Genomic DNA, 23,697 nt, shown 5'->3' on the forward strand with positions numbered 1-23,697 from the left:
TAATTTTGCAGCGGAAACTCTATAATAGATATTTGTAATGGCAATAAGAATGAAGATGAAACAGGAAAAGATGAGAAAGATAGGCATCGCTTCGGCTCTGGGCTTGGTGGTGCTCGTGGTGCTGGGACTGTATGGCGCCAGCAACTATATGCTCAATTATTCGCTCAACTATCCGAAGGATGAGAGAATGACGTCTGAGCACTGGAAGAACAGAATGAAGAAAGAGTGCCCCTGGATGATTGGCTGGATGGACTCCGTGTATCAGCACCATTGCGTGAAGGATACCTTTGTCGTGATGCCGTCTGGCTACAAGGCCCATGCCATCTATCTCTATGCACCGGAGGCTACGGAAAAGACTGCCGTGGTGGTGCATGGCTATCAGGTGCGCTCCGAGGGAATGCTGCACATCGCCTATCTCTATAATCACGATATGGGGTATAATGTGCTCCTGCCAGATCTGTATGGACATGGAGAGAGCGAGGGCGACCATATCCAGATGGGCTGGAAGGATAGATGGGATGTGATCAGATGGTCGGAAATCGCCAATGAGATTTTTAGAGTGAAGGGTGAAGGACAGAGAGCGAAGGGTGAAGACCGAAGAGCGAAGAATACCCGTCAGGTGATTCACGGTATTTCGATGGGTGCGGCAACCACGATGGCAGTATCGGGAGAGAAAACGTCCGATTACGTGAAGTGCTTTGTGGAGGACTGCGGCTATACCAGCGTGTGGGATGAGTTTTCCGCTCAGCTCAAAGACCAGTTTGGCTTGCCTGCCTTCCCGCTGATGAATACCACTTCCGCCCTTTGCCAGCATCGCTACGGCTGGTCGTTTGCCGAGGCGCAGCAGATAGAGCAGGTTCGCAAGAGCACCAAACCGATGCTCTTTATCCATGGCGATAAGGATGCCTTCGTGCCCTACGCCATGCTTCATCCGCTTTACGAGGCAAAGACGAAGGGCAGAAAAGCCATCTTCATCGCCAAAGGCTCCGTTCATGCTATGGCATATCGCGATCATCACGAGGAATATACCCGCATCGTAAAAGACTTTGTTTCGAAAGAGGAATAGGCTATTCTCCGATATGTTGTCCCACCACATACCCTGTGGTCCAGGCTGCCTGCAGATTGAAGCCGCCGGTGATGGCATCTATGTCGAGCACTTCGCCGGCAAAGAAGAGGTGAGGGCACACCTTGCTCTCCAGGGTATGCAGGTCGATGTTGCTGAGGCTGATGCCGCCGCAGGTAACAAACTCCTCCTTGAAGGCTCCCTTTCCGTTCACCTGATAGAGGTCGTTGGTGAGGGTTTCTATCAGCAGGTTGCAACCCTTCTTTCCCATTTCGCTCCATTTCTTTTCGGGTGCATATCCCATCTTCTGAATCAGGAAGAGCCAGAGGCGGGATGGCAAATTGTAGGGGCGGATGCTTGCCAGCTGCTTCTGTGGGTTGGCGATGATGATGCCCTGGATGTTCTCTTCCACCAGCGAGCGGTTGCTCTCGTGTACCCAGTTTACGGAAAGCCTGATCTGATAGTTGTTCTCGTGCAGATAACGGGCTGCATGGGATGAGAGCTTCAGCACGGCAGGACCGCTCATGCCCCAATGGGTGATGAGGAGCGGACCCTCAGCCTTCAGCTTGGTGCCCGGAATGCTGGTATATACCGGCTCAACCACCGTGCCCATCAGATTCTTGAAAGCCTTGTCGGCAATGTTGAAGGTGAAGAGCGATGGGATAGGCTGCTCTATCGCATGTCCCAGGTCTGAGAGATGCTTGAAGCTTTCCTGCTTCGGATGACCGCCTGTGGTAATGGCTACCCGGTGGAAGGCAATCTGCCTGATTTCGGAAACGGGATGAGAGGCAGAAGATGCACCCGATAGATTTCCCTTTTCTTTTGAAACCTTGAAATCCAGGAGCAGGCGCTCATCCTCCAGTTCGGTGATGGCGGTGAGCTGGTGGTTGCATTGTATCTTCACGCCCAGTCGCTTGGCGGTATTCACCAGACAGTCGATGATGCTGTGCGAATCCTGCGATTGCGGAAACACGCACTGGTCTTCCTGCGTAACCAGTGGTACGCCGTTCTCCTCAAACCAGTCGAAGGCATGCTGGTAGTCGAATCTCTTGAAGAGTCGCTTCATCAGTTTATGTCCGCGAGGGTACGCCTGTTTCAGGTCGGAAATCTCCTCAAAGGAATTGGTAAGATTGCATCTTCCTCCTCCCGTGATTTCCACCTTGGCGAGAACCTTCGAATTCTTCTCGAAAATCGTGATGTCGGCGTGAGGGAAGTTGCGCTTGGCCTCTATCGCCGCAAAGAATCCTGCGGCACCCCCACCAATAATTGCAATATGTAGTGATTGTGGCATATCGTATTTTTTTGGATGATTAGGGTGCAAAGGTACTGCTTTTCTTTGATAAAAGAAGAAAAGTTCCTCTTTTTCTTTTGCAGATACGATAGATTTTTGTAACTTTGCGTAAAAATCATAGTATATCAAGTATCAAATAGATTTATGGCAAAAAGAGAATATGTTGAGGCCAACAAGCGTTGGCTGGAGGAAAAGGCAAAGGAGGAGGGCGTTATGGCGCTGCCTCGTGGTATATATTATAAGGTGTTGAAGCAGGGCGACCCGAAGGGAGCACAGCCTAGCCGACGCAGCATCGTGACGGCCCATTACACCGGTTGGACCATCAATGGCAAGAAGTTTGATTCCAGCCGTGGCGGTACGCCGTTCGCCATGCGATTGCGCGACCTGATAGATGGCTGGATTGTTGCCATGCAGCAGATGCACGTTGGCGACCAGTGGGAACTTTACATCCCAGCCGAAATGGGTTACGGCAAGTTCTCGCAGCCGGGCATCCCAGGCGGCTCTACCTTGATATTCGAAGTAGAACTGCTGGGAGTGGGATAACCCGGATACTTGAAATTATAAAGATCATTAAGATAAGAGAGTCTTGTCCGGCTATAGTCGGTTCAATTCATCTTCCGCACTGTTCATGCCGTTGTATCTTCCCTTGCGCTTGTTGAATTTCCAGGTTACGGTCAACTTGTAGCTCCATAGCTTGTAATCCTCAGTCTGGGAGAAGTCAACGGCATGCTCGTGGATTCGCTCCTTGAAGAGCTGCTGATGGAAGAGGTCGTTGGCACTGAAGGCAACCTGTAATCTGCCGTCCATCCACGATTTGTTGGCACCAAGACTCCAGTTCTGAGTGGGGCTGAACTTCGTTTTGCCCACTTGTCCTCCGTTGTCAAAACTGTAGGAGAGCGACAGCTGATAGTTGTTTGGTAGCGTGAAGTAATTGTCAAACGATGAATTCCAAGTTGCTCCGTTATAGCTGATTAGCTCTCCATGATCATTTACGGAGAAGCGCTGGTAAGTGATGCTTGCATTTACATTTGGGCGCCAGCAGCCGAAGACGTGCCCCCAGTTGAGATAGGCCATGTATTTCTGAATCTTGTTGAAGTTCATGAATGTACTCACGTATCTTACGGGCTTGTCTTCCGGTACTTTATGCACATACATGATGGAGTGGTCGGTACGGGTGTATCTCAGCATTCCCATGAAATCTTTCCACTGCACCGAGTAGGTCAGACGATAGGTGTTGACAGGCTGTAGCTTCGGATTGCTGATCTGATACTGAAAGCGCGAGATATAGTAGATGTTCCCGCTTAGCTGACTGAAAGAAGGTCGGGCGGTGGTAGTGCGGAAGCTGAGCGAGTGATGCCACGACGGTTCTTTGAGAGTGATACCGAACGATGGAAACCACTGGTCGTAATGGCGCTCCATATTGTCGGGAGATTCCTCCGACAGATTGGTGTATCGGGATGTGAGATGCTCGTATCGGATGCCTGCCCACCAGCTCCATCTGCCAGCTTCACCCTGATATTGCAGGTAAGCAGCCGTCTTGGTATCGTGGTTTTTGTATTCCGTAGTTCCAAGCATATCGGCAGAACTTTCGGTTTTTCCCTTGCCTTCCATCAGGCTCCATTCGCCACCATAGTTGATGGAATGTTTATCAGAGATGAGTTGCTTGACTTCGATTCTTCCACTATAGATATCGTAGTTGGAATTAGAGCGGTTGAGGGTTTCCTGCATCTCGCTACCTTCTTTCTCCGTGATAGGCTGTCTGTCAGAATCCTTGTTCCTTGCATAGTCCAGATAAATCTGTGATGAGAGATGTTTCGACCATTTAGCCAGATGGAAGAGATTGAAGTGGTGGCTGCGCTGGTGTCCCCATTGCTGGCTCTCCGCATCAACATACTTCATCTCGCCATCCGCATCAGAAAGCTTCATCTCTCTATTTGTATCTTCTCCTGCTGGGTTAGGATAGCGATAGTACTGCTGCTGTTTCTCGCTTCTGCCGCCATTCAGCCAAAGCCCTTCCCATTGTATTCCCACTTCGTGTTGCTTGCTGAGCAACCAGTCGAAGTTGAGTTCTGTAGCGTTATAATTTGCCTTGTTCTTGCCATGGCGGTCGGTTCCGAAGAGATATTCGCCATCTTTGGCTCTTACGAGCGCTTCCTGTGGCTGATGCACATTGTATCGGTTGTCTGTGTAGCCGTAAAATCCTGTGAGCGAAATCTTCTTCGTTACCCAACCCAGGGTCAATTCCTCGTGGTTGGTGTTCACCTCGCTCAATTTATCATACACCTGCATCTTGCCGAATATACCCTCGTCTGTTCTTCTCGTCAGGATTCTCAGTACGGCTCCCGTCGTTGCATCATATTTTGCACCAGGAGTGGTAATGAGTTCTATTTCATCTATCAGCTTCACATCGAGATGAGCGAGTTCGGCTGAAGTCGCCTTCTTGTCGTTGAGATAGATGATGGGTGCTCCCAGCCCGTTTACTTCCAGAGTTCCATCGGAGGTTTGTTTCATGCCGGGGATGTGCTTCAATACATCATCCAGCGTTGGCTCCTTTGCCAAAGGAGTGTTGCGGACACGGGTAACCAGGGCATCGTTCCTCATCTTGTACATCGGGCGATGACCTGTTACGGTTACGGCTTGAATCTCGGCTTCCTTATCAGCTTTTGTCTCTGCTTCCTTATCTGCTTTGATCGAATCTTTTTCCGTCTGTACTGAGTCTGCGGAAACTCCGGATGTCGGGAATTTCCCGTTTTGTGCTGTTGCACAGGTGGCGGTGGCTAGCATCGCCCATAAAACAGTTTCTTTCTTCATATTCTTCCTTGTTTTTTGTTTTCGTTTGCAAAGGAACAGCTTTTCGGGCTCAAAATCGCAAATAATCATTACTGAAACATTACGCTGGCAAAATAATCTTGCTTCACCTTAATTATATATAGTGAAATCTTTGTACCTTTGCATCGAAAAAAGAAAAAATGATATGAATAGAAGAATCAAACAAGTCTGGCTGCTCGCCATCCTTTCCTCTTTCCTGCTGATAGGCTTGCAGACCTATTGGCTCTATAATAGCGTGACCTATTCGATGGGAGAGATGGGGAAGAAAAATGCCGAAAAGGCGGAACAGGCAATAGTCACTTATCAGACAGATCTCGGAGCGGCGGTAAAAGAAAAATCACATATCGGTTATGTCGTCACGGCATATTTTTCAGACTTCAAGCGTCCCTGTACTACGATTTGCTCTCCGCTGGATACGGATACAATCATTGGTGGAGTGGTGTATAGCAAGCCGGGATTCGGCAACGTGATGGAGAAGAGAGATACTTTCGATTTGCGTGAGACGGATTCCAACAATTCTTTTGATTGCCTGAATACTTACATTACTTACCAGCTTACCCGTTTTGACAAGGCGCATTTTGACCGTTTCATCAGTAGGAAACTGGGCAATGATTTCATCGGGGCAGAGATGAAGACGGGAAAGCATCGTCTGTGGCAGACAAGAATCGTAGAGCCTCCTACCTTGTTTCATCACGAAATGCTGGTGGAAGTACCTTTCAATCCTATCCAGTATCAGTCGATGCAGATGAGGATGCAGGTGCCGATGCTGCCCATCCTGAAGGGAATGATGTGCCAGATGATAGGAAGTCTCCTGGTTACCATCATGCTTCTCCTGAGCATAGCTTATCTCATCAAGGTGATGCTCCTGCAGAAGAAGGTGGATAAGATGCGAAGCGACTTCGTGCATACGATGATTCACGAGCTGAAGCGCCCCGTGCAGACGCTGAAGATGTGTGTGTCCGTATTTTCTGCCCAAAAGACAGATGAAAAGGATGAGAATGCCCTCATCATGGAGACGGTTAGAGAGGAGAGCGATAACCTGACCGCCTATCTCGCCAAACTCCGGGAAGTAATAAGGGCAGAGGAACATATCCCGCTCCAGATAACTTCTTTCGATATCCATGCCGCTTTGCAGAATCTGGTGGCAGTTTATCGAAAGAATAAGCAGAAGGAGGTGAATGTTTCGCTCGATTACCAGCGCACTTCCAACCGGATGATGGGAGATAGAGAGCAGCTTCTGAATGTGGTCAGCAATCTGATGGAGAACTCGGTGAAGTATTCCGGCGATATTGTCAATATCCATGTTGCCTGCCGAGATACCGGGAAGGAGGAAGTCATGATTTCTGTATCAGATAATGGTATCGGAATTTCTCCCGACGAGCAGCAGAGAGTCTGGACGAAGTTCTATCGCAGCAATACTTACCCGGATATGATGCAGCCGGGCATCGGCTTGGGCTTGAGTTTTGTGGATATGATTGTGAAGGCCCATGGGGGCAGAAAAATGATGCAGAGCGAAGTGGGCAAGGGAACCAGAATTTCAATCGTCATCCCGCAACACTCCTGATGCATCCGATTTAACGCTATAAACAACAGAAAAAATGATCAAGATATTATTTGCAGACGATGACTTGAAGTATTCCATGTTGCTGAAGAGTTTCCTGCAGCAGCATGGCTACGATGTGACTTATGCCGGCAATGGCAAGAAGGCATGGGAGCAGTTCCCGGAGGTGAAGCCCGACCTGGTATTGCTCGACATCAATATGCCGGAGATGGATGGCTATGAGGTGGCTGAGCGCATCAGAACCATCGACCCGAAGGTGCTTATCTTCTTTCTCACCGACCGTACGGAGAAGAACGATCGACTGAAAGGTTTCTCCCTGAAGGCAAACGATTATCTTGCCAAACCCTTCTATCCGGAAGAGTTGCTGGCAAGAATAGAGGAGCGGTTCTCCATGAATGAGAGTGAGACGATAGAAGAGGAGGTGTATCATTTCGGTGAAACCACCTTCTGCTATAATAACAATGAGCTTCGCACCCGTTCCTCTCGTGTGCTCATCACCAGCCGACAAGCCGACATCCTCCGTCTGCTGGCGAAGAATATCGGTAATGTAGTAAGCAAGGAGATGATACAGGAGGCGGTGTGGGGTACCGTAAGCTATGCCAACTCCCAGGCTGTGAATGTGCAGATGACGTATCTCCGCCATGCTCTTCAGCATGATGCAACCGTTAAGATTGAGTCGCTGAAGAAAAAGGGATATGTTTTGTCTGTTATTTCTCCAGAGTAACGATGATGTAGCTTCTGCCATCCTCTTTCAGACCTCTTTCCTGAATGGCCTTGGTGCCCTCTTTCAAGATCTCGATGGCTCTGATCTTGCTGGAAGAAATCTTGTTGAATTCCTCTTTAGTCAGCTCCTGCTCTCTGCCCTTGATCAGATAGTGAGGGTCTGGCTTGGGGGCAGGAGGTGTGGTAGTGGTGATGATATGAATTTCTATCACATCGCTTTTGGGTGCCGGCAAGACGGTGGTGTTTACCCTGTAATTCTTGATGGTTTTACCGATAAGCTCCTTGCCGGTGAAATTTGGGATGCGCTCACCGTCAATGCTGTAGATACGCAGGGTATCTGCCTTCGATGCCATACTGCTGGTTATGCCCAGCAGAGCAAATGCAATGGTGAAAATATACTTTTTCATAAGCGTAGAGAGTTTTATAAATCGTTTAACTGTGCCAGTGGAAGTAGTTGATAACTACCATCTTGTGTCTCTGATGAATTGATGGTGTAATGCTGCATGTTGCCTTCGTTGTCCAGGGTTGAGATAACGATGTTATTGCCTTGGCGGTTGATGGTCAGCTGCTCGGCAGAAGGCAGGGCGGCAGAGGCTACTTCATAAATCTGAGTGAAATCTTCATGAATGCTTCTTTCTGCTTCAGATGAAGTCTTCCCGGCATTGCCGGAAGTCTTTTCATTTCTTCTTGAAGTCTTCTCCGTATTTTCTGCAGTCTTCTCCGTATTGCCAGAAGAGGTCTCTTCTGTATTTTCTGCAGTCTTCCCTGCATGTTTCTCACTTCTTTCTGCGATATTCTTTCTTTTGGCAAGGGCCATCTTGCTTGACTTCATTTCCTGCGGGGTCACGATATCCTGGGTTGCAGCCAGGAAGAGGGAGTCGGCACGTTCCATCTTTTCGTATGCGTTCAGGTTCCCGTCTTCATCCTTGGAAGATGGCTGCGAGCGAACTACCTGCTCTGTAGGAACCAGATTGGCAAGGCTAGGTTGTTGTTCAGAAGAGGATGAGAAATAATCCTTGATAGGGAAGAGCAGGAAGATGAGGCCTGCCAGCATCGCCGTAGCGAGAAGAATGGCAGAGAGGCGTACCCATCTTGTTTTGTGCTTCTTAGAAGCTGCAAGGGACATCTCTTTCATTTGCGGCTGTCCATCAGCTTCTTTTTTTCTGTCCAGTTCTTTCATCTCTTCTTTTCCGTCCAATTCTTCCATCATTTCCATTTCTGTTTGATGGAAATTCGGAGTATAGTTCTCCATCCCCAGCATCAGGTTTCTGATGTCGAGATCCTCATCCGTTAAATCCTTATTCTCGCAATGGCGATAGAAATCAGCCAATGCCTGTTCTTCCTCCACGCTGGTATCAGCATCGAGGTAGCGCTCTATCAGCCCGTGGCGATAGGTTATATCTTCTAGTTTCTTCATTTCTTTCCTTTTTAGAGTTCCTTTTTTAGAATTCAATTTGAAGTTTAATTTAGAGCTCAATTTGAGCACCAGCCTTTTATGACTTCATCATTTTCAGCAATGATCTTCTTGCTGCAGAAATCATCGTCTTGGTGCTCGTCTTGTTGGCTCCGCAGATTTCGGCAATCTCATCGAGGCTCTTTCCCTCGCTTCTCAATAGCAGCATTCTTCTCTGCGTATCCGGAAGCCTGTCCATCGCCCTGTTGAGTCGCCTTTGCGTATCCTCGCCGATGATGGTCTGGTCGGTACGCTCGGTTGCCGTACAGATTTCTGCGGGATGCTTCATCTGTTCCAGCGATGCCGTCTGGGCTTTGTTGCGTCTCAGATGGTCGATGCAGAGATTCCTGGCTATCGTCATACCTAAGGCCTCGATGCTCTGGTATTCAGAGAGCCTGTCGCGCATCTTCCAGAGCTTCACCAGGGTTTCCTGCACGATGTCATCGGCTTCTTCGGCAAGGGTTCCTGCCGAGAGATAACGTTGACAATGTGCCGTCAACCTGGGGCGCATTTCCTGGACGATATGTTCAAATTCTGTTTCTTCCATTTGTTTCTTTTTATGTGTATGACGCAAGAAGAGGCGGAAGGTAAACAAAAAAATGCTACCTTCGTACATTTCCGTGCAAAGATAGCATAAAAATTTGAGATATAGACATATCTTTTATTTTATTTGTGGATGAAGTGGTTTATTCCTCTGTTTTTGCCATTATTACAATGATATTACAGGTGCAGAAAATCAGTGATGTAACAGCTTTGTAATACTTATGTTTTACGGTAGAAATATCTTCTCCTTACCTTTGCAGTCAAAATGAAGAAGATGTCTTTCCGCATCATCGGAAAAGATTTCATTCGGAATAAAGAAAATCAGATTTACGTGTATATATAATAAGGTAAGAAATGAAGAAGAAAACGTATTTGTTGATGGCACTCATGATGGTGTCGATGGGAATGAATGCCCAGAATTCTGGAAACAGCTCTTTGGAGAAGGGCATCGGGGAATTCACCAAGACCATGAAAATTGGTGGAACCATCCGCTCTAAGTATGAGTACCAGACCGAAGAGGGGGAGGGTCGATTCGAGGTGCGTACAGCCCGCATCAACGTGATTGGCAATGTAACACCTCAGGTAAGCTACAAGGCAGAAATCGACCTCTGCGACGAGGGTAAGATCAAGATGCTCGATGCCTATACACGCATCAAGCCTTGGAAGACCCTGCAGTTCACCATCGGTCAGGAGCGTGTGCCATTCACCATCGATGCTCACCGTTCTCCTCATCAGCAGTACTTTGCCAACCGTTCGTTCATCGCCAAGCAGGTGGGTAACGTTCGCGACGTGGGTGCAGAAATAGGATATACCTGGAATGTTGGTTTCCCTATCGTGGTGAATGCCGGTATCTTCAACGGTTCGGGCTTGACCAACCAGAAGGATTACTGGACCAAGGGCGTTAACTATTCTGCCAAGGCACAGTTCCTCTTCCCGAATGTGAACCTGGTGTTGAGCACCCAGAAGATCAAGCCATCTGATATCACGGTAACGATGTATGATGGTGGTATCACCTTCCACAAAGGTGGTTTCATTGCTGAGGCTGAGTATCTTTACAAGCATTACAGCAAGGATGCTTTCCACGATGTGCATGCTTTCGATGGCTTCATCTGCTATGACATTCCGGTCATCAATCAGAAGAGCATCATCAGGAAGGTTTCGCCTTTGGCAAGATATGATTTCATGAGCGACCACAGCGATGGTACTCGATATGGCGGTTCTGATACTGAGCTTGATGCCTTGAAGATAAACGATTACAAGCGCCATCGTGTTACGGGCGGTGTAACCCTGAGCCTTGCCAAGCCATTCATCTCGGATATCCGTATCAACTACGAGAAGTATTTCTATCGCAAGGGTGGCATTGCCAAGACTTCAGAAAAGGATAAGATTGTTGTGGAGTTCATGACAAAGTTTTAATTTTTTTAGGCACGGATTATACGGATTTTTTTGACTTGCGTAACTTAAAAAACTCATAGCGCCAGCCTCTGTGTAATCCGTGCCTAAAAGTTACAGCATTCCCTTAGAGCTAGGAAGCTCGAAGTGGTAGATGTCTCTCTTTACCGCCATTTTCAGCGAACGGGCAAGCGCCTTAAATATGCCTTCTATCTTGTGATGCTCGTTCTCGCCCTCAGCCTTGATGTTGAGGTTCATCTTTGCCGCATCACTCAGACTCTTGAAGAAATGCTTGAACATCTCGGTTGGCATTTCGCCCACCTTCTCTCTATGGAACTCGGCATCCCAAATCAACCATGGACGGCCACCGAAATCCAATGCCACCTGACAGAGACAATCATCCATCGGCAGACTGTAGCCGTATCTTTCGATGCCACGCTTGTCGCCCAGCGCCTGCAGCAGGCATTCGCCCAGTGCAATACCCGTATCCTCAATGGTATGATGCTCATCCACATAGAGGTCGCCCTTGGTATGGATAGTGAGGTCCATCATGCCGTGCTTGCCTATCTGCTCCAGCATGTGGTCGAAGAAACCAAGACCGGTAGAAATGTCGCATTTGCCGCTGCCATCGAGATTTACCTTGATGTAGATATCCGTCTCCTTGGTGGTGCGCTTCACCTCGGCAATGCGGTCGCCGGCAAAGAGAATCTCGGCAATCTTATCCCAGTCCATGCCGTCTTTTCCGAGAATCAGACTCTTGCAACCCAGGTTTTCTGCAAGCTGGGCATCGGTTTCACGGTCGCCGATTACATAACTGTTTGCCATATCGTAGGCAGGGTTATCGATGTATTCGGTCAGCATGCCTGTTCCTGGCTTGCGCATTGGTGAGTTATCCTCAGGGAAGTGGCGGTCGATGTGCTGCTTGGCAAAGTGGATGCCCTCGCTCTCCAGGGTCTGGATGATGAAGTTGTGTACTGGCCAGAAGGTATCTTCCGGAAAGGAGTCGGTACCCAGTCCGTCCTGGTTGCTCACCATCACCAGCTCGTAGTCGGTGTGCTGGGCAATGAAGGCGAGGTTACGGAACACGCCCTTGGTGAATACCAGCTTCTCGAAGCTGTCAATCTGCTCATCCTCTGGTTCCTGAATCAGGGTTCCATCGCGGTCGATGAAGAGTAATCTTGTCTGTTTCATTTTCTCTTAGTGTTTTATGCTAATATGATTAATACTTTTCTATTTCTGTGGTTGTCATCTGTTGGCTGTCCTTCTGTTTCTGCTTTTCTTCATCTGTTACCTTGTACGAACCATAAAGGTAGGCCAAGGATATGCCAAGCCAGCTCAGTGCATAGATGATAAGGAGGCTGCTGATGGTGAAGACGAGGAAGAGGAGTGGGGTGAAGTACCCTGGTACTCCCAGTGGGTCGCCATCAAGAGCGCCTAGCTGTGAGTAGAACTGGGCGATGATGAGGATGATAGAAGGCAAGGCTGCGATAAAGGTGGCAATGCCTACAATCATGATGCCGAGGAAGCAAGTCATGAAGAAACCTCCGAAATGACGGAGGATACGGAGCAAAGACTTGCCAACCTTGCCCTTTTCGCCTTTCGCACACAGTTGCTTTCGTGGCATGAGGTGCCAGAACGAAATGACTGCCATGACGATGGTGGCTAAGTAAATGATGGTTTGCAGAATGAATGATGCCATCGGATTTACTACTCCCCAATCGTGAAGCGACTTGTTGGGGAGGAGAAAGTAGAGTACGATAGCCAACAATACCGCAAACGGTACATGTGTAGCCCAAGTTTGCTTGACAAACGATTTGATGTCGCTCGTCACTGTATTGTAGGATGCTTTCATACAAGCAGTTATGCTGCGCTGCTTAAATAATTCATTTACTTCCATAACTATCTTGTTTTAATTTCTAATTATCGCTTTTGTATTTTTTTACCTTTTTACCCTTTTACTTTTTTACCTTTAAAAGTTTTTTACCTTTTTACTTTTTAACCCTTTTACCCTTAAAAGTTTCTTCTGAATTCAGAACAGGTAATGGCTGTTGCGATAGCCACGTTCAGGCTATCAGCAGTGGCTCTTCCTTCCGGGAAGTTTGGGATAAGCAATTTGTGGTTCACCTTTTTTGCCAGGGCAGGTGAAATACCTTTTCCTTCGTTTCCCATCACGATGAGTCCTCGGTTTTCGAGCGTTTGCTGATAGATGTTGTCACCGTCCAATAAGGTTCCGTATACGGGAACATTATTTGGAAGAGATTCTACCAGACCCAGCAAATCGCCATATTCTACCTTTACTCTTGCAATGCTGCCCATCGTAGCCTGCACCACCTTTGGGTTGTATACATCGGCAGTATCCTGACTGCAATAGATATGGGTGATGCCAAACCAGTCGGCAATGCGGATGATGGTACCCAGGTTGCCTGGGTCTTGTACGCCATCAAGAGCCAGATTCAGTTCATTGGTGTTGATGCTGTAATCTCCTGATGTTGCCTGTTTGAAAACGGCAAGAACCTGTTGCGGATGTTGCAGGAAACTTACTTTCTTCAGCTCCTCTTCAGTAACCTCAATCACTTCTGTTTGTGCTGGGAAATGCTTGCCTTTGAGCCATTCACCTGTTGCCACGATGAGGTCGGCAGGTTGCAGAACGAGTAAGTCGTCTACCACCTTATGACCTTCGGCAACAAACTTGCCTTCCTTATTACGATTCTTCTTCAGTTCAAGAGAACGAATGTATTTTATCTTATTCTTGCTAATCATTATGCGTGCAAAGATACTGCAAAAAGCAGACAATACAAAATAAATTAAGATTTCTTTTCGCATTTAATTTTGTATTGTCTGTGATTTGCATTATCTTTGCAGTCTAAAATGGATATTTACATTGTCTTATTAGGCAAATAACGAATAAGCTTAGTGAAGAAACAAACGATTTTCATCCTTTCTTTGCCGTTGCTCTTGGGGGCTTGTTCTTCCAGCAAATACGTGCCAGAGGGAGAGTATATATTAAATAAGGTAGAGATGGAGAGCGACTCAGATGATTATGATGCTGGGGCGCTCAAGCAGTATGTGCGCCAGAAAGAGAAGCCGAAACTCTTTTCGCTCTTTAAGAACCCTTTCAGCAGGAAGCCGGTCATCTACGATACCTTGCAGGCTCGGCTTACTTGTCAGGACCTTGTCAAGGCAATGCAGAACCAGGGATTCATGCATGCTGGCGTTTCGCTCAATACCACCACTGAAGGCAAGAAACTGGATGCAAAGTATATTTTGCATCCCGGCATTCCGTATGTCTTGGGTAAGGTGGAGTATGATGTTGAGGATGAGAACATACAGAACATTCTGCATCTCGATGACCCCGACAACCAGAACCTCAAGCCGGGTATGCGCTTCTCGGTAGAGGCGCTTGATAATGAGCGCAAACGCATTGCCAACCTGCTGATGGATGACGGTTATTTTAGGTTTAACAAAGACTTTATCTATTTTAGTGCCGATACGATAGCAGGACAGAATGATATTGCTTTAACCTTGCATCTTACGAAGTATAAGGCTAGCAGTAATGCACCCGAAACTGATCATCCCCGTTATCAGATTCGCAATATCAATTATCTCAGCAATGATAGTGACCGTATTCACCTTCGCCGTCAGGTATTGCTCAATGCTACAGCCTTGAAGGAGGGAAGACCTTATAGTGCCTCTGCTTTGCAGCGCACCTATAATAATTTTGCCCGTTTGCAAGCGGTGAAGTATACCAATATCCGATTTGCTGAAGTTCCGGATAGTAACAGAATTGCTTATGTAGGAGAAAGTCAGAATACTGGTGATGATGACTCCAACCGTCTGCTGGATTGTAATATTCAGGTTAGCACCAATAAGCCTTCTACTATTTCTTTCCAGCCGGAAGGAACCAATACGGCAGGCGATTTTGGTGCAGCTGCATCGCTCACTTATACCAACAGAAATCTATTCCGTGGCAGTGAACAGCTGAGTATCGAACTCCGTGGCGCTTACGAGGCAATAACTGGTCTGGAGGGATACCAGGACCAGAACTATACCGAGTATTCGGTAGAGGGAAAGTTGGTGTTCCCACGATTCGTGGCACCTTTCCTTTCCAAGAATTTCCGTCGTAGACAAACGGCTAATAGCGAGTTGTCTGTAAGCTGGGATTTACAGAACCGTCCGGAGTTCCATCGCCGTGTCTTCTCAACGGCATGGCGTTATCGCTGGGCTGAACCACGTCATCATCTGGCTTGGCGTTTCGACCTGCTCGATCTCAACTATGTATATATGCCTTGGATTTCGGAGACTTTCAAGAAGGATTATCTCGACAATGTTGATAATAGAAATGCCATCTTGCGCTATAATTACGAAGATATCTTTATCATGAAGATGGGATTTGGACTGACCTATAGCAATGGGGTAGATGCTTTCCGATTGAATGTGGAGTCGGCAGGTAATCTGCTCGATGGTTTCTCTAAGACTCTGGGATTCAGAACCAATTCGCAGGGACAGCATACGTTCCTGAACATCGCATACGCTCAGTATGCCAAGTTTGATTTCGACTATACCCATCTCCTGCAGTTGGATAAGCGTAATGCCCTGGCGCTGCATGCCGGTCTTGGTGTGGCCTATCCGTATGGCAACAGCACCGTGCTGCCTTTCGAGAAGCGATACTTCTCTGGTGGTGCCAACTCGGTGAGAGGATGGGGAGTTAGAGAATTGGGTCCTGGTAAATATAAGGGAAATGATGGCAGAATCGACTTCATCAACCAGACGGGAGATTTGAAGCTGGATTTGAATGCAGAGTATCGTACTGCTCTTTTCTGGAAGTTTGAAGGAGCGCTGTTCCTGGATGCCGGTAACATCTGGACGCTCCGCAATTATGCCGAACAGCCAGGAGGACAGTTCAAGATAAATGAGTTCTATAAGCAGATAGCTGCAGCGTATGGTTTGGGACTCCGATTGAATTTCGATTATTTCATCCTACGTCTGGATATGGGTATGAAGGCGATTAATCCTGCCTATGAAAGTGGAGATGAGCATTGGGCGATTATTCACCCAAAGCTTAGTCGTGATTTTTCTTTCCACTTTGCGGTAGGCTTGCCATTCTAACCTTCCATACCCCATTTTCCATACACATTGGCAACAGGAAGTCGGCCTCTTCTACAAGGTGTGCTTCCTCGCCAATGCTGTCCATCTGCAGGAAGTTCCGCACGGTGATATCAGCAATGGCGCTTACTTCGTCATCACCGAAATCGATGTCGTTGATTTCTACCGTGGCATCCTCTGCCTTGTTCCTTAAAAGTTCCACATCTGCTTCATGTACATTGCTGGCAGCATACTTCAGCCATGGTTCTGAACTGGCAGTACAGAACTTGACAGCCTTTGGAAATTGCCAGTTATAATAATAGGTGGCAAAAGAATCTAGGTCGTTTTCCAACTGTTCTTCGTTACCTTCGTGTGCCTGACATCCTGTAAGGGTGTAAAGGCTTGTAGTTATGGCTACTACAGCCATTCCTATGGCAATTATATGTTTTTTTATCATGATTCCTATTTCTTAAAATATCTATTTATTTGCTTTTTTTGTGCACAAAGATAGTAAAAAACTTTGTAATAAGAATCTTTTTTGCTAACTTTGCAGTAAAATAACAATTAAAATGCTAAGATTTATATCCTTTGGCAGTGGAAGTAGTGGCAATAGCTACTATCTTTACACTGATACGGATTCGATATTGATAGACGTTGGAGTAGGAATCAGAACACTGAAGAAGCACTTCCATAACTATGGATTACGCTTCGAGGATGTACATCACATCCTCATCACTCATGACCACGCCGACCATGTAAAGTCGGTGGGCAGCTTGAGTACTGATTATAAACTACCAGTATATACAACCCGTAAAGTTCATGTAGGTATCGAGCGCAATTATTGCGTCCGAAAGAAAATTGCGCCCAATCATGTGCATGTCATCGAGAAAAATGTACCTTTCTATGTGGGGGAATTTAAGGTGACTCCTTTTGGGGTGCCTCATGACAGTACTGATAATGTGGGCTATTTTGTAGAGTGTGGAGGCGTAACCTTCTGTCTCATTACTGATGTGGGGCATATCACCGAGGAGATGCACGATTTTATCAGTCGTTCCAACTATCTGGTGATAGAGGCCAACCATAGTGTAGAGATGCTTCAGCAGGGACCTTATCCTCAGTATCTGAAGGATCGAATTCTTGGACCTAACGGTCATCTCAGCAATGATGACTGTGCCAATGCATTGGCCGATTATGCCACACCAAACCTTCGCCATGTCTGGCTCTGCCATCTCAGTGAGGAGAACAATCATCCCGAACTGGCGAGAAAGACCGTGGAGCAGATTCTGCGAAGCAAAGGAATAGTTGCAGGAAAGGACTTCGAACTAGAAGTGCTGAAGCGGAAGACGCCTAGTGAGATTTATAAACTGGAGTAAATAAAAAGGAAGGTGTGGCATAAAGTCTTTCCTTTGCAGTTTTTAGGCACGGATTACACGGATTTTTTATGAGAGATGATAATCGCTTAACTTATATTGGCACCATAAATCCGTGTAATCCGTGCCTTATCTATATCCTGAGAAGTTTATGCCACCCTCTTCTTCTAAATTTTATCCAATGCCTGCTTGATATCATCCAGAATATCTTCGACATCCTCGATACCTACTGACAAACGAATCAAATCTGGGGCAACACCTGCCTCCTTCAACTGCTCGTCTGAAAGCTGACGGTGGGTATGGCTGGCTGGATGGAGCACGCAAGTACGGGCATCAGCCACATGAGTCACGATATTAATCATATCGAGCGAATCCATGAACTTGATTGCTGTTTCGCGGTCACCCTTCAAACCGAATGCGATAACACCGCAGGTGCCGTTTGGCATGTACTTCTGGGCAAGATTATAATATTCATCGCCCTTCAGTCCGCTATAGTGAACCCAAGCCACACGCTCATCGTTCTGCAGGAATTCTGCTACCTTCTGTGCATTCTCGCAATGCTGACGCATACGGAGATGGAGACTCTGAAGACCTAAGTTCAGGATGAACGAATTCATTGGTGCAGGGATAGAACCCAGGTCACGCATCAGCTGAGCCACCAGTTTGGTTGTATATCCCATCTTGCCGAATGCCTTTACGTAGGTCAATCCGTGGTAACTTTCGTCCGGAGTGCAGAGGCCAGGGAACTTCTCGGCATTCGCCATCCAGTCGAAGTTGCCGCTATCCACAACAACGCCACCTACCTGAGAGGCTGTACCATCCATATATTTAGTGGTAGAGTGGGTAACGATGTCGGCTCCCCATTCAAATGGACGACAGTTGATAGGTGTGGCGAAGGTGTTGTCTACGATGAGAGGTACACCGTTCTTATGAGCGATGCGTGCAAACTTCTCGATATCGAGTACTGCACAGCCAGGATTGCTGATGGTTTCACCAAAAACTACCTTGGTATTTGGACGGAAAGCCTTCTGGATTTCCTCCTCGCTGTCGTTAGGATTTACGAAGGTGCACTCGATACCGAGTTTCTTCAAGGTTACACCGAAGAGATTGAAGGTGCCACCGTAAATCTCGTTAGAGGTGACGATGTGGTCGCCTGCCTCGCAGATGTTGAACACAGCGTAGAAGTTGGCAGCCTGACCGCTGGAAGTCAACACTGCGCCCACGCCACCCTCAAGCTGAGCAATCTTCTTGGCCACAACATCATTAGTTGGGTTCTGGAGTCGGGTATAGAAATATCCCTCTTTCTTCAAATCGAAGAGCATCGCCATCTCCTCAGAATTGTCATATTTAAATGTCGTACTCTGATAGATTGGCACCTCAATCGGCTCGCCGTTCTTTGGTTCATAGCCTCCCTGTACGCAGAGGGAAGCAACACGCAATTTCTTTTCCATTGTCGGTTATGTTTTTTATGTTGTTATTGTATTATATGTTTATTTCATAAATACGAAATATACTGCCGCTATCAGGCAGATGAATGCAGCCAGGTGATTCCAATGCAATCCCTGTCCCTGGAAGAGGATGTTGGCAATGATGGCAAAGACGATAAGCGATACGCATTCTTGTATCACTTTCAGCTGTACCAGATTGAAAGGACCGCCATTGTCTATGAATCCGATGCGGTTGGCTGGTACCTGACAGCAATATTCAAAGAAGGCTATGGCCCAACTGAAGGCGATGACTCCTATCAGAGGCCAGTTGCTGCTCACCCCTGTCTGCTGAAGTTTGAGATGCCCGTACCAAGCCAATGTCATGAAAATATTGCTCAGTACCAATAATAATATAGTATATATACCATTCATAACAATAATTGTTTAATGTGTGCAAAGGTACTACAAAACATCGAAAATACGAAGGATTTGTCCGAAAACATCGTGTTTTAGATGAAAAAAAGTCTGTTTTGAGTGCTTTTTACCACTTTTTTGCATAATAAGTGAAAATAATTGAGAAAAAATTTGGTAGTTTCAAAAAATAGTAGTACCTTTGCACTCGCTTTTACGAAATGGATGCACCCTTAGCTCAGTTGGTAGAGCAACTGACTCTTAATCAGTGGGTCTAGGGTTCGAATCCCTAAGGGTGTACAAACAGAAAACTCCGAGGAACTTTTGTTCTTCGGAGTTTTTTTTTTGCTTTCTGTTTTTAGGCACGGATTACACGGATTTTTCTATGAGACTATAAATGCGCTTTATTTACATGAGCGCTATAAATCCGTGTAATCCGTGCCTTATCTATACTATGAACTATACTCTAGTCTAGATGCTTCTGCCACAGCCTTTCTTCCTACATTCAGGGCATTCCCCCTTGATGACGAAAGAAACAGAGTGGGGGAAGAAACCTTCGGGCAACTGGAAACTCGGAATATGAATGTCTTCCATACAGAAAGAACGCTGGCAGGATTCACAATAAAAATGAATATGACCATCGTGATGATCACATGCGCCGTCCTCTTCGCATATCTCATAATTCAGGATACCTCGTCCGTCCTCAAAAGCATGAACCACGTCATGCTCCAGAAAAAGCGTAAGCACACGGAAGATGCTCGACTTGTCCATCGTCACCATCTTTCGTTCCAGCATGCTGAGGCTCTGGGGATGAGAGTCGCTCTTCAAAGCTTTCATCACGAGTATACGGTTGGCTGTCGGTTTAATACCCTTTGCCTCCAATTTTTGGATAATATCTTCTGTTTCCACCTTATTATATATATGTATTTGTTATTATTTTATCTATCTAGGTGCAAAGATACGAAATATAATAAGATATTTGCGCTTTTTTATTATAAATATTTGCTTTTTTCTTATTTATGTTCTCTATTCTCTATTTTTTGAAGTACCTTTGCACTTCAAAACGCAGAATAAGAATTTATAAAAGAGATAATAATGAATCAGAAAACTTTTAGAAACCGAATGAGCAGCGTGAAGTCTGCCTTCGGACTAATGCTGCTTTTGTTGATTCTGCCTTTGCAGATATTGGCGGCAGAATTAGGAGAGGCTGGTAAGCGATTGGCAGCTTTGCCAGGAGTAAGTGATGTGGAAACACTGAAGAGTACACATTTCCCGGAGAAATATGTGTTCTTCATCAAGCAGCAATTGGATGGCAAGGATGCTTCCAAGGGTAGCTTTGATCAGAGAGTGGTTCTGTGCCATCGTGGATTCGACCGTCCTACCGTTCTCGTGACAGAAGGATATGATGCCAACTATGCCTTGCATGAGGGATATATCGAGGAACTTTCCAAACTCTTCGATACCAATATCATCACCGTGGAGTATCGCTATTTCGATAAGTCGATGCCTAATCCTTGTAACTGGGATTACCTTACCGTAGAAAATTCGCTTTATGACCTGCATCATGTGAACAAAACTTTGCATGCGATGTATAAGGGCAAGTGGATTGCTACCGGTATCAGCAAGGGTGGACAGACAACAATGTTTTATCGTTCTTATTTTCCTGATGATGTAGATATCTCAGTACCATACGTAGCACCGCTCAATAAGGGTGTAGAGGATGGCAGACATGAAAAGTTCCTGCAGTATCAGGTATCCACAAAGGAGAACAGACTGAAGGTGCTCAATTTCCAGTTGCTTCTCTTTAAGCGCAAGGCAGCCTTGTTGCCAATGTTCGAGAAGTATTGCAATGAGAAGAAGTATGTCTTTAATGCTCCATTGCCAGAAATTTTCGACTTCTCGGTATTTGAATATGCTTTTGCTTTCTGGCAGTGGGGCGAGGATATCAATCAGATTCCTGCAAGTGATACGGATGACAAAAAAGTGTTTGATTACTGGATCAATATGTGTGAGCCAAGCTATTTCACCAATTATAATGCTACCGCTTCGTTTGACGTGCAGGCTGCAAGAGAGTTGGGATATTATGGCTATTATACCAAACCGTTCAAGAAATATCTCAGCATCAAGACGGCTAAGGGATATCTGAAGCGATTGATGGTACCAAAGGGTGCTGAGAATGTGAAGTTCTCGCCAGCGCTTTACAATCATACTGTCGACTTCCTGACCAAGAACGATCCGAAGATGGTATATATCTATGGTGACATTGACCCATGGGGAGCATCCGGTATCTATGGTTTGCCGTTCACCAAGAACAAGAAGAACCTGCATGTATATATGTGTCCTGGTGGTTCGCACAAGGCTCGCATCCTTTCATTCCCTGAGCCAACAAGACAGGAAATCATCAACTTGATTAGTGGATGGTTAAAGGAATAAGTCTTACGCGAAAAAGTTTTTTTCTCGAAAAAAGTCTCATAGTCTCATTTTCTGTTGAAAATATTGACTTAAAGGCTTGATGGATAGAAAGATAACAAAATGATACTTCTCGGTTTTAGAGCCGAGAAGTATCATTAAAGTATCATAGAAGTATCATGATTTTTACTTTTTCTTTACAAGGTACTTCGTTTTTTATTCTTTTTTTATTCTTTTTTTATTCGTTTTTAATGTTTAAAATCAAAATAACAATCAATCAACTCACCGGCATTGAGTGCCCAAATTTAGGCTCTCAATTTGGGCACTAGATGCCCGCGGTACGGGCAATCAGTGCCCGTTACTTGTTCTCTCGATGCCCACCACTTGGTCCCTGAGTGCCCGTCTGATGGGCACAGATAGACCGCTTGACGGGCTGTGACAGACCTCCTTATGGTCATTATTCCTAGTCCTACTTGTCAGTTTTTTACCTTATTCCTAGTTTGTATTGACATACTTTATAAACTGGAAAAGTAGACACTATCAGTTTTATAAAACTGAAATACTAGACACTTCTAGAAAGGTTAGATTTTAGTGAAGTCAATCTCATCAGAGAAGTGCTCGAACTCAACATCCTTATATCCGTATCGAGCGAAGAGTTGCTTGATATATTTCTGCTGTTCCGGCAAGAGTTTGAGTTGTCCCAGTTTGTATCGATAGTATTGTCCTTTGCTGCCGAGGTAGTCTCTCATTTCAGCGCGCAAGGAAGGAGCATCTTTTACTTTCATTTCAGCAAAGAGTTTGTCGAATCCCCATGCCATTTTCACGACACGGAGTGGTGCGAAGTACTTGCATTTCCCGTTTTTGAGAGCATCAGGGAAGATGGCGTCTCCTCTATCAGTCTCCTCGTTTTTGTAGAGTGCAGAGAGATAGTGTATGCATTTGTCTTTCATCGGACATGGTTCGGTGAAGCAATAGGTGATGTTGCTAGGTACGTTTCCGTACTTAAAAGCCTTTTTCAATAATTCCTTTTCATCCATGTTTCGTAAGTATTTAAATAAATAACTTTCTCTCTTAACGCAGAAAAAGTGTATTTATTGCCTTGAGCATGAGTGTTTTGTCTTTTTTCTATTTCCCATGAGCATAAGTATTTTATCTTTTTCCCATGAGCATGAGTATTTTATCTTTTTTCATGCTTATTTTAAACACATTTCGGCATATTTTTCTAGCACCAAGCCCGATTTTGATGATACTTCTCCTTGATTTATGATACTTCGATGATACTTCTCCCTCCATTTTTTAGAGAAGTCTCATTTTGCTAAAGTATTGAATATTAATGATATAATCCTATATTTGGGTCGAAAAATGATACTATGAGACTTTTTTCGAGAAAAACTTTTTTGCGCGAGCATGTTTGATGTTGCCATTTATCGCCTTGTTGACAGGATTCTTTTGGTTTTATATTATCATTAGTAGTTGCACCAAAGTTTTGAATATGCCCTTGTCTTTCTCTTCTTTGAATACTTTTAGAACTTTTTCCTTTATGATATAGTCCTTTAGTCTATCTCGATAAGTAGGATGAGAGAGTAGTATCCAAAGCTCTTGATCAATGTAGGCATATTGGGTATTTCTATCTAGCCACGCTTTTGAAGGAGATTCCGTTTTTACTTCAGCATTTGTCCAGACTAAATGCCAGAACTTATCTGATTTCAAGAAATAATACGGATAATGTAAGGGGGTAAGGTTCTCTTGATGAGCTTTTAAGAAAAACTTCCCGAAAATGCCTTGGTATATAGGTGCAATCTCTTCATAAGTGAAATGGTTGACCGTTTTTCCGTTTTCCATCAGCTCTATGATGGATAGGATAAGTGTTGGTTTGGCGATGATGCGTGTATGATTATTCTTGTTAGTACATTGTAGCATCTTATCGATGAGCTCGCAATAGTAAGTGAAGGCTTCATCGTAGTCAAAGAATCTGAGATATGTAGTCATAATCTGCTATATTTTTATGGGTTTGATAACTTTTTCTGCAAATATACAAAAATAATTCGAGATAAGCGCACGTTTTTCGGAAATTATTGTTATTTTTGCAATTGCATTCTACCGCAGAAAGCCCGTAGGGCTGAGCGGGTGGGTGTGACTTTTA

The 23,697-nt window shown here is 45.6% G+C and carries 22 protein-coding genes and 1 tRNA gene; 9 read left to right on the forward strand and 14 right to left on the reverse strand.

The annotated features are described in order from the left end of the window. Nucleotides 1-49 precede the first annotated feature (49 nt). A complete protein-coding gene (locus ACTQ53_RS04730) occupies nucleotides 50-1,066 on the forward strand; it encodes an alpha/beta hydrolase (protein WP_441932247.1) in 1,017 nt (338 codons plus the stop codon). Nucleotide 1,067: 1 nt separating this feature from the next. On the opposite strand, the gene ACTQ53_RS04735 is transcribed toward ACTQ53_RS04730, so the two are convergent. After that, nucleotides 1,068-2,354 carry an NAD(P)/FAD-dependent oxidoreductase gene (locus ACTQ53_RS04735; protein ID WP_441932249.1) on the reverse strand — a complete coding sequence of 429 codons (1,287 nt, stop codon included), beginning with the start codon at nucleotides 2,352-2,354 and terminating at the stop codon, nucleotides 1,068-1,070. Between the two features lie 144 nt (nucleotides 2,355-2,498). Between ACTQ53_RS04735 and ACTQ53_RS04740 the strand changes: the two genes are divergently transcribed. Next, a complete protein-coding gene (locus ACTQ53_RS04740) occupies nucleotides 2,499-2,897 on the forward strand; it encodes an FKBP-type peptidyl-prolyl cis-trans isomerase (protein WP_294967699.1) in 399 nt (132 codons plus the stop codon). A 51-nt stretch (nucleotides 2,898-2,948) separates the two neighbouring features. Here the strand turns inward: ACTQ53_RS04740 and ACTQ53_RS04745 are convergent, their stop codons facing one another. After that, nucleotides 2,949-5,165: an outer membrane beta-barrel protein gene (locus ACTQ53_RS04745; protein ID WP_441932250.1), complete on the reverse strand. Its 2,217-nt coding sequence runs from the start codon at nucleotides 5,163-5,165 to the stop codon at nucleotides 2,949-2,951. A gap of 163 nt (nucleotides 5,166-5,328) precedes the next feature. Between ACTQ53_RS04745 and ACTQ53_RS04750 the strand changes: the two genes are divergently transcribed. Together ACTQ53_RS04750 and ACTQ53_RS04755 are read left to right on the forward strand one after the other, a co-directional pair. Continuing rightward, a complete protein-coding gene (locus ACTQ53_RS04750) occupies nucleotides 5,329-6,747 on the forward strand; it encodes a sensor histidine kinase (protein ID WP_294967695.1) in 1,419 nt (472 codons plus the stop codon). Between the two features lie 34 nt (nucleotides 6,748-6,781). Next, a complete protein-coding gene (locus ACTQ53_RS04755; RefSeq protein WP_441932251.1) occupies nucleotides 6,782-7,468 on the forward strand; it encodes a response regulator transcription factor in 687 nt (228 codons plus the stop codon). Here the strand turns inward: ACTQ53_RS04755 and ACTQ53_RS04760 are convergent. The 3 genes from ACTQ53_RS04760 to ACTQ53_RS04770 form a co-directional block, all read right to left on the reverse strand. Then, nucleotides 7,452-7,874 carry a hypothetical protein gene (locus ACTQ53_RS04760; RefSeq protein ID WP_441932252.1) on the reverse strand — a complete coding sequence of 141 codons (423 nt, stop codon included), beginning with the start codon at nucleotides 7,872-7,874 and terminating at the stop codon, nucleotides 7,452-7,454. The genes ACTQ53_RS04755 and ACTQ53_RS04760 overlap by 17 nt on opposite strands. A 14-nt stretch (nucleotides 7,875-7,888) precedes the next feature. Continuing rightward, on the reverse strand, nucleotides 7,889-8,884 hold the full coding sequence (locus ACTQ53_RS04765) for a hypothetical protein (RefSeq protein WP_441932253.1): 996 nt from the start codon (nucleotides 8,882-8,884) through the stop codon (nucleotides 7,889-7,891). A 76-nt stretch (nucleotides 8,885-8,960) separates the two neighbouring features. Further along, nucleotides 8,961-9,467, reverse strand: coding sequence for an RNA polymerase sigma factor (locus ACTQ53_RS04770; RefSeq protein ID WP_295347978.1), 507 nt, complete (start codon nucleotides 9,465-9,467; stop codon nucleotides 8,961-8,963). A 350-nt stretch (nucleotides 9,468-9,817) separates the two neighbouring features. Here ACTQ53_RS04770 and ACTQ53_RS04775 point away from each other — a divergent pair, with 350 nt between their 5' ends. Continuing rightward, the gene (locus ACTQ53_RS04775; protein WP_441932254.1) at nucleotides 9,818-10,879 is read left to right on the forward strand and encodes a porin; all 1,062 of its coding nucleotides are present in this window, start codon (nucleotides 9,818-9,820) and stop codon (nucleotides 10,877-10,879) included. A 90-nt stretch (nucleotides 10,880-10,969) separates the two neighbouring features. On the opposite strand, the gene hisB is transcribed toward ACTQ53_RS04775, so the two are convergent. The 3 genes from hisB to ACTQ53_RS04790 all read right to left on the reverse strand — a co-directional run bounded on the left by hisB (nucleotide 10,970) and on the right by ACTQ53_RS04790 (nucleotide 13,615). Next, entirely contained in the window at nucleotides 10,970-12,046 is a 1,077-nt protein-coding gene (hisB, locus tag ACTQ53_RS04780; RefSeq protein WP_006849292.1) for a bifunctional histidinol-phosphatase/imidazoleglycerol-phosphate dehydratase HisB, read from the reverse strand. Between the two features lie 28 nt (nucleotides 12,047-12,074). Beyond that, nucleotides 12,075-12,752, reverse strand: a complete 678-nt coding sequence (locus ACTQ53_RS04785; protein ID WP_441932255.1) for a hypothetical protein — start codon at nucleotides 12,750-12,752, stop codon at nucleotides 12,075-12,077. Between the two features lie 113 nt (nucleotides 12,753-12,865). Continuing rightward, nucleotides 12,866-13,615, reverse strand: coding sequence for an RNA methyltransferase (locus ACTQ53_RS04790; RefSeq protein ID WP_441932256.1), 750 nt, complete (start codon nucleotides 13,613-13,615; stop codon nucleotides 12,866-12,868). A 153-nt stretch (nucleotides 13,616-13,768) separates the two neighbouring features. Here ACTQ53_RS04790 and tamL point away from each other — a divergent pair, with 153 nt between their 5' ends. Beyond that, entirely contained in the window at nucleotides 13,769-15,961 is a 2,193-nt protein-coding gene (gene tamL, locus ACTQ53_RS04795; protein WP_441932257.1) for a translocation and assembly module lipoprotein TamL, read from the forward strand. Here the strand turns inward: tamL and ACTQ53_RS04800 are convergent. Beyond that, nucleotides 15,915-16,394, reverse strand: coding sequence for a hypothetical protein (locus ACTQ53_RS04800; protein WP_294967680.1), 480 nt, complete (start codon nucleotides 16,392-16,394; stop codon nucleotides 15,915-15,917). The two genes, tamL and ACTQ53_RS04800, sit on opposite strands and share 47 nt — an antisense overlap. Before the next feature lie 112 nt (nucleotides 16,395-16,506). Between ACTQ53_RS04800 and ACTQ53_RS04805 the strand changes: the two genes are divergently transcribed. Beyond that, nucleotides 16,507-17,310 carry an MBL fold metallo-hydrolase gene (locus ACTQ53_RS04805; RefSeq protein ID WP_295347993.1) on the forward strand — a complete coding sequence of 268 codons (804 nt, stop codon included), beginning with the start codon at nucleotides 16,507-16,509 and terminating at the stop codon, nucleotides 17,308-17,310. 164 nt (nucleotides 17,311-17,474) lie between these two features. Here the strand turns inward: ACTQ53_RS04805 and ACTQ53_RS04810 are convergent, their stop codons facing one another. Then, on the reverse strand, nucleotides 17,475-18,758 hold the full coding sequence (locus ACTQ53_RS04810; protein ID WP_294967675.1) for an O-acetylhomoserine aminocarboxypropyltransferase/cysteine synthase family protein: 1,284 nt from the start codon (nucleotides 18,756-18,758) through the stop codon (nucleotides 17,475-17,477). 39 nt (nucleotides 18,759-18,797) lie between these two features. Continuing rightward, nucleotides 18,798-19,166, reverse strand: a complete 369-nt coding sequence (locus tag ACTQ53_RS04815) for a DMT family protein (RefSeq protein WP_217761017.1) — start codon at nucleotides 19,164-19,166, stop codon at nucleotides 18,798-18,800. A 206-nt stretch (nucleotides 19,167-19,372) separates the two neighbouring features. Here ACTQ53_RS04815 and ACTQ53_RS04820 point away from each other — a divergent pair. After that, nucleotides 19,373-19,445: transfer RNA gene (locus ACTQ53_RS04820), tRNA-Lys, on the forward strand. A gap of 171 nt (nucleotides 19,446-19,616) precedes the next feature. Here ACTQ53_RS04820 and ACTQ53_RS04825 read toward each other — a convergent pair. After that, on the reverse strand, nucleotides 19,617-20,054 hold the full coding sequence (locus ACTQ53_RS04825) for a transcriptional repressor (RefSeq protein WP_295347996.1): 438 nt from the start codon (nucleotides 20,052-20,054) through the stop codon (nucleotides 19,617-19,619). A gap of 213 nt (nucleotides 20,055-20,267) precedes the next feature. Between ACTQ53_RS04825 and ACTQ53_RS04830 the strand changes: the two genes are divergently transcribed. Continuing rightward, the gene (locus ACTQ53_RS04830; RefSeq protein ID WP_441932302.1) at nucleotides 20,268-21,578 is read left to right on the forward strand and encodes a S28 family serine protease; all 1,311 of its coding nucleotides are present in this window, start codon (nucleotides 20,268-20,270) and stop codon (nucleotides 21,576-21,578) included. Nucleotides 21,579-22,135: 557 nt separating this feature from the next. Here the strand turns inward: ACTQ53_RS04830 and ACTQ53_RS04835 are convergent. Both ACTQ53_RS04835 and ACTQ53_RS04840 read right to left on the reverse strand, forming a co-directional pair. Next, the gene (locus ACTQ53_RS04835) at nucleotides 22,136-22,591 is read right to left on the reverse strand and encodes a DUF6078 family protein (protein WP_441932258.1); all 456 of its coding nucleotides are present in this window, start codon (nucleotides 22,589-22,591) and stop codon (nucleotides 22,136-22,138) included. A gap of 418 nt (nucleotides 22,592-23,009) precedes the next feature. Then, nucleotides 23,010-23,543: a hypothetical protein gene (locus tag ACTQ53_RS04840; protein WP_441932259.1), complete on the reverse strand. Its 534-nt coding sequence runs from the start codon at nucleotides 23,541-23,543 to the stop codon at nucleotides 23,010-23,012. Between the last annotated feature and the right edge of the window lie 154 nt (nucleotides 23,544-23,697).

Origin of the sequence: Prevotella sp. Sow4_E9_plate (assembly GCF_052116205.1) — a bacterium.
Lineage (GTDB): Bacteria > Bacteroidota > Bacteroidia > Bacteroidales > Bacteroidaceae > Prevotella.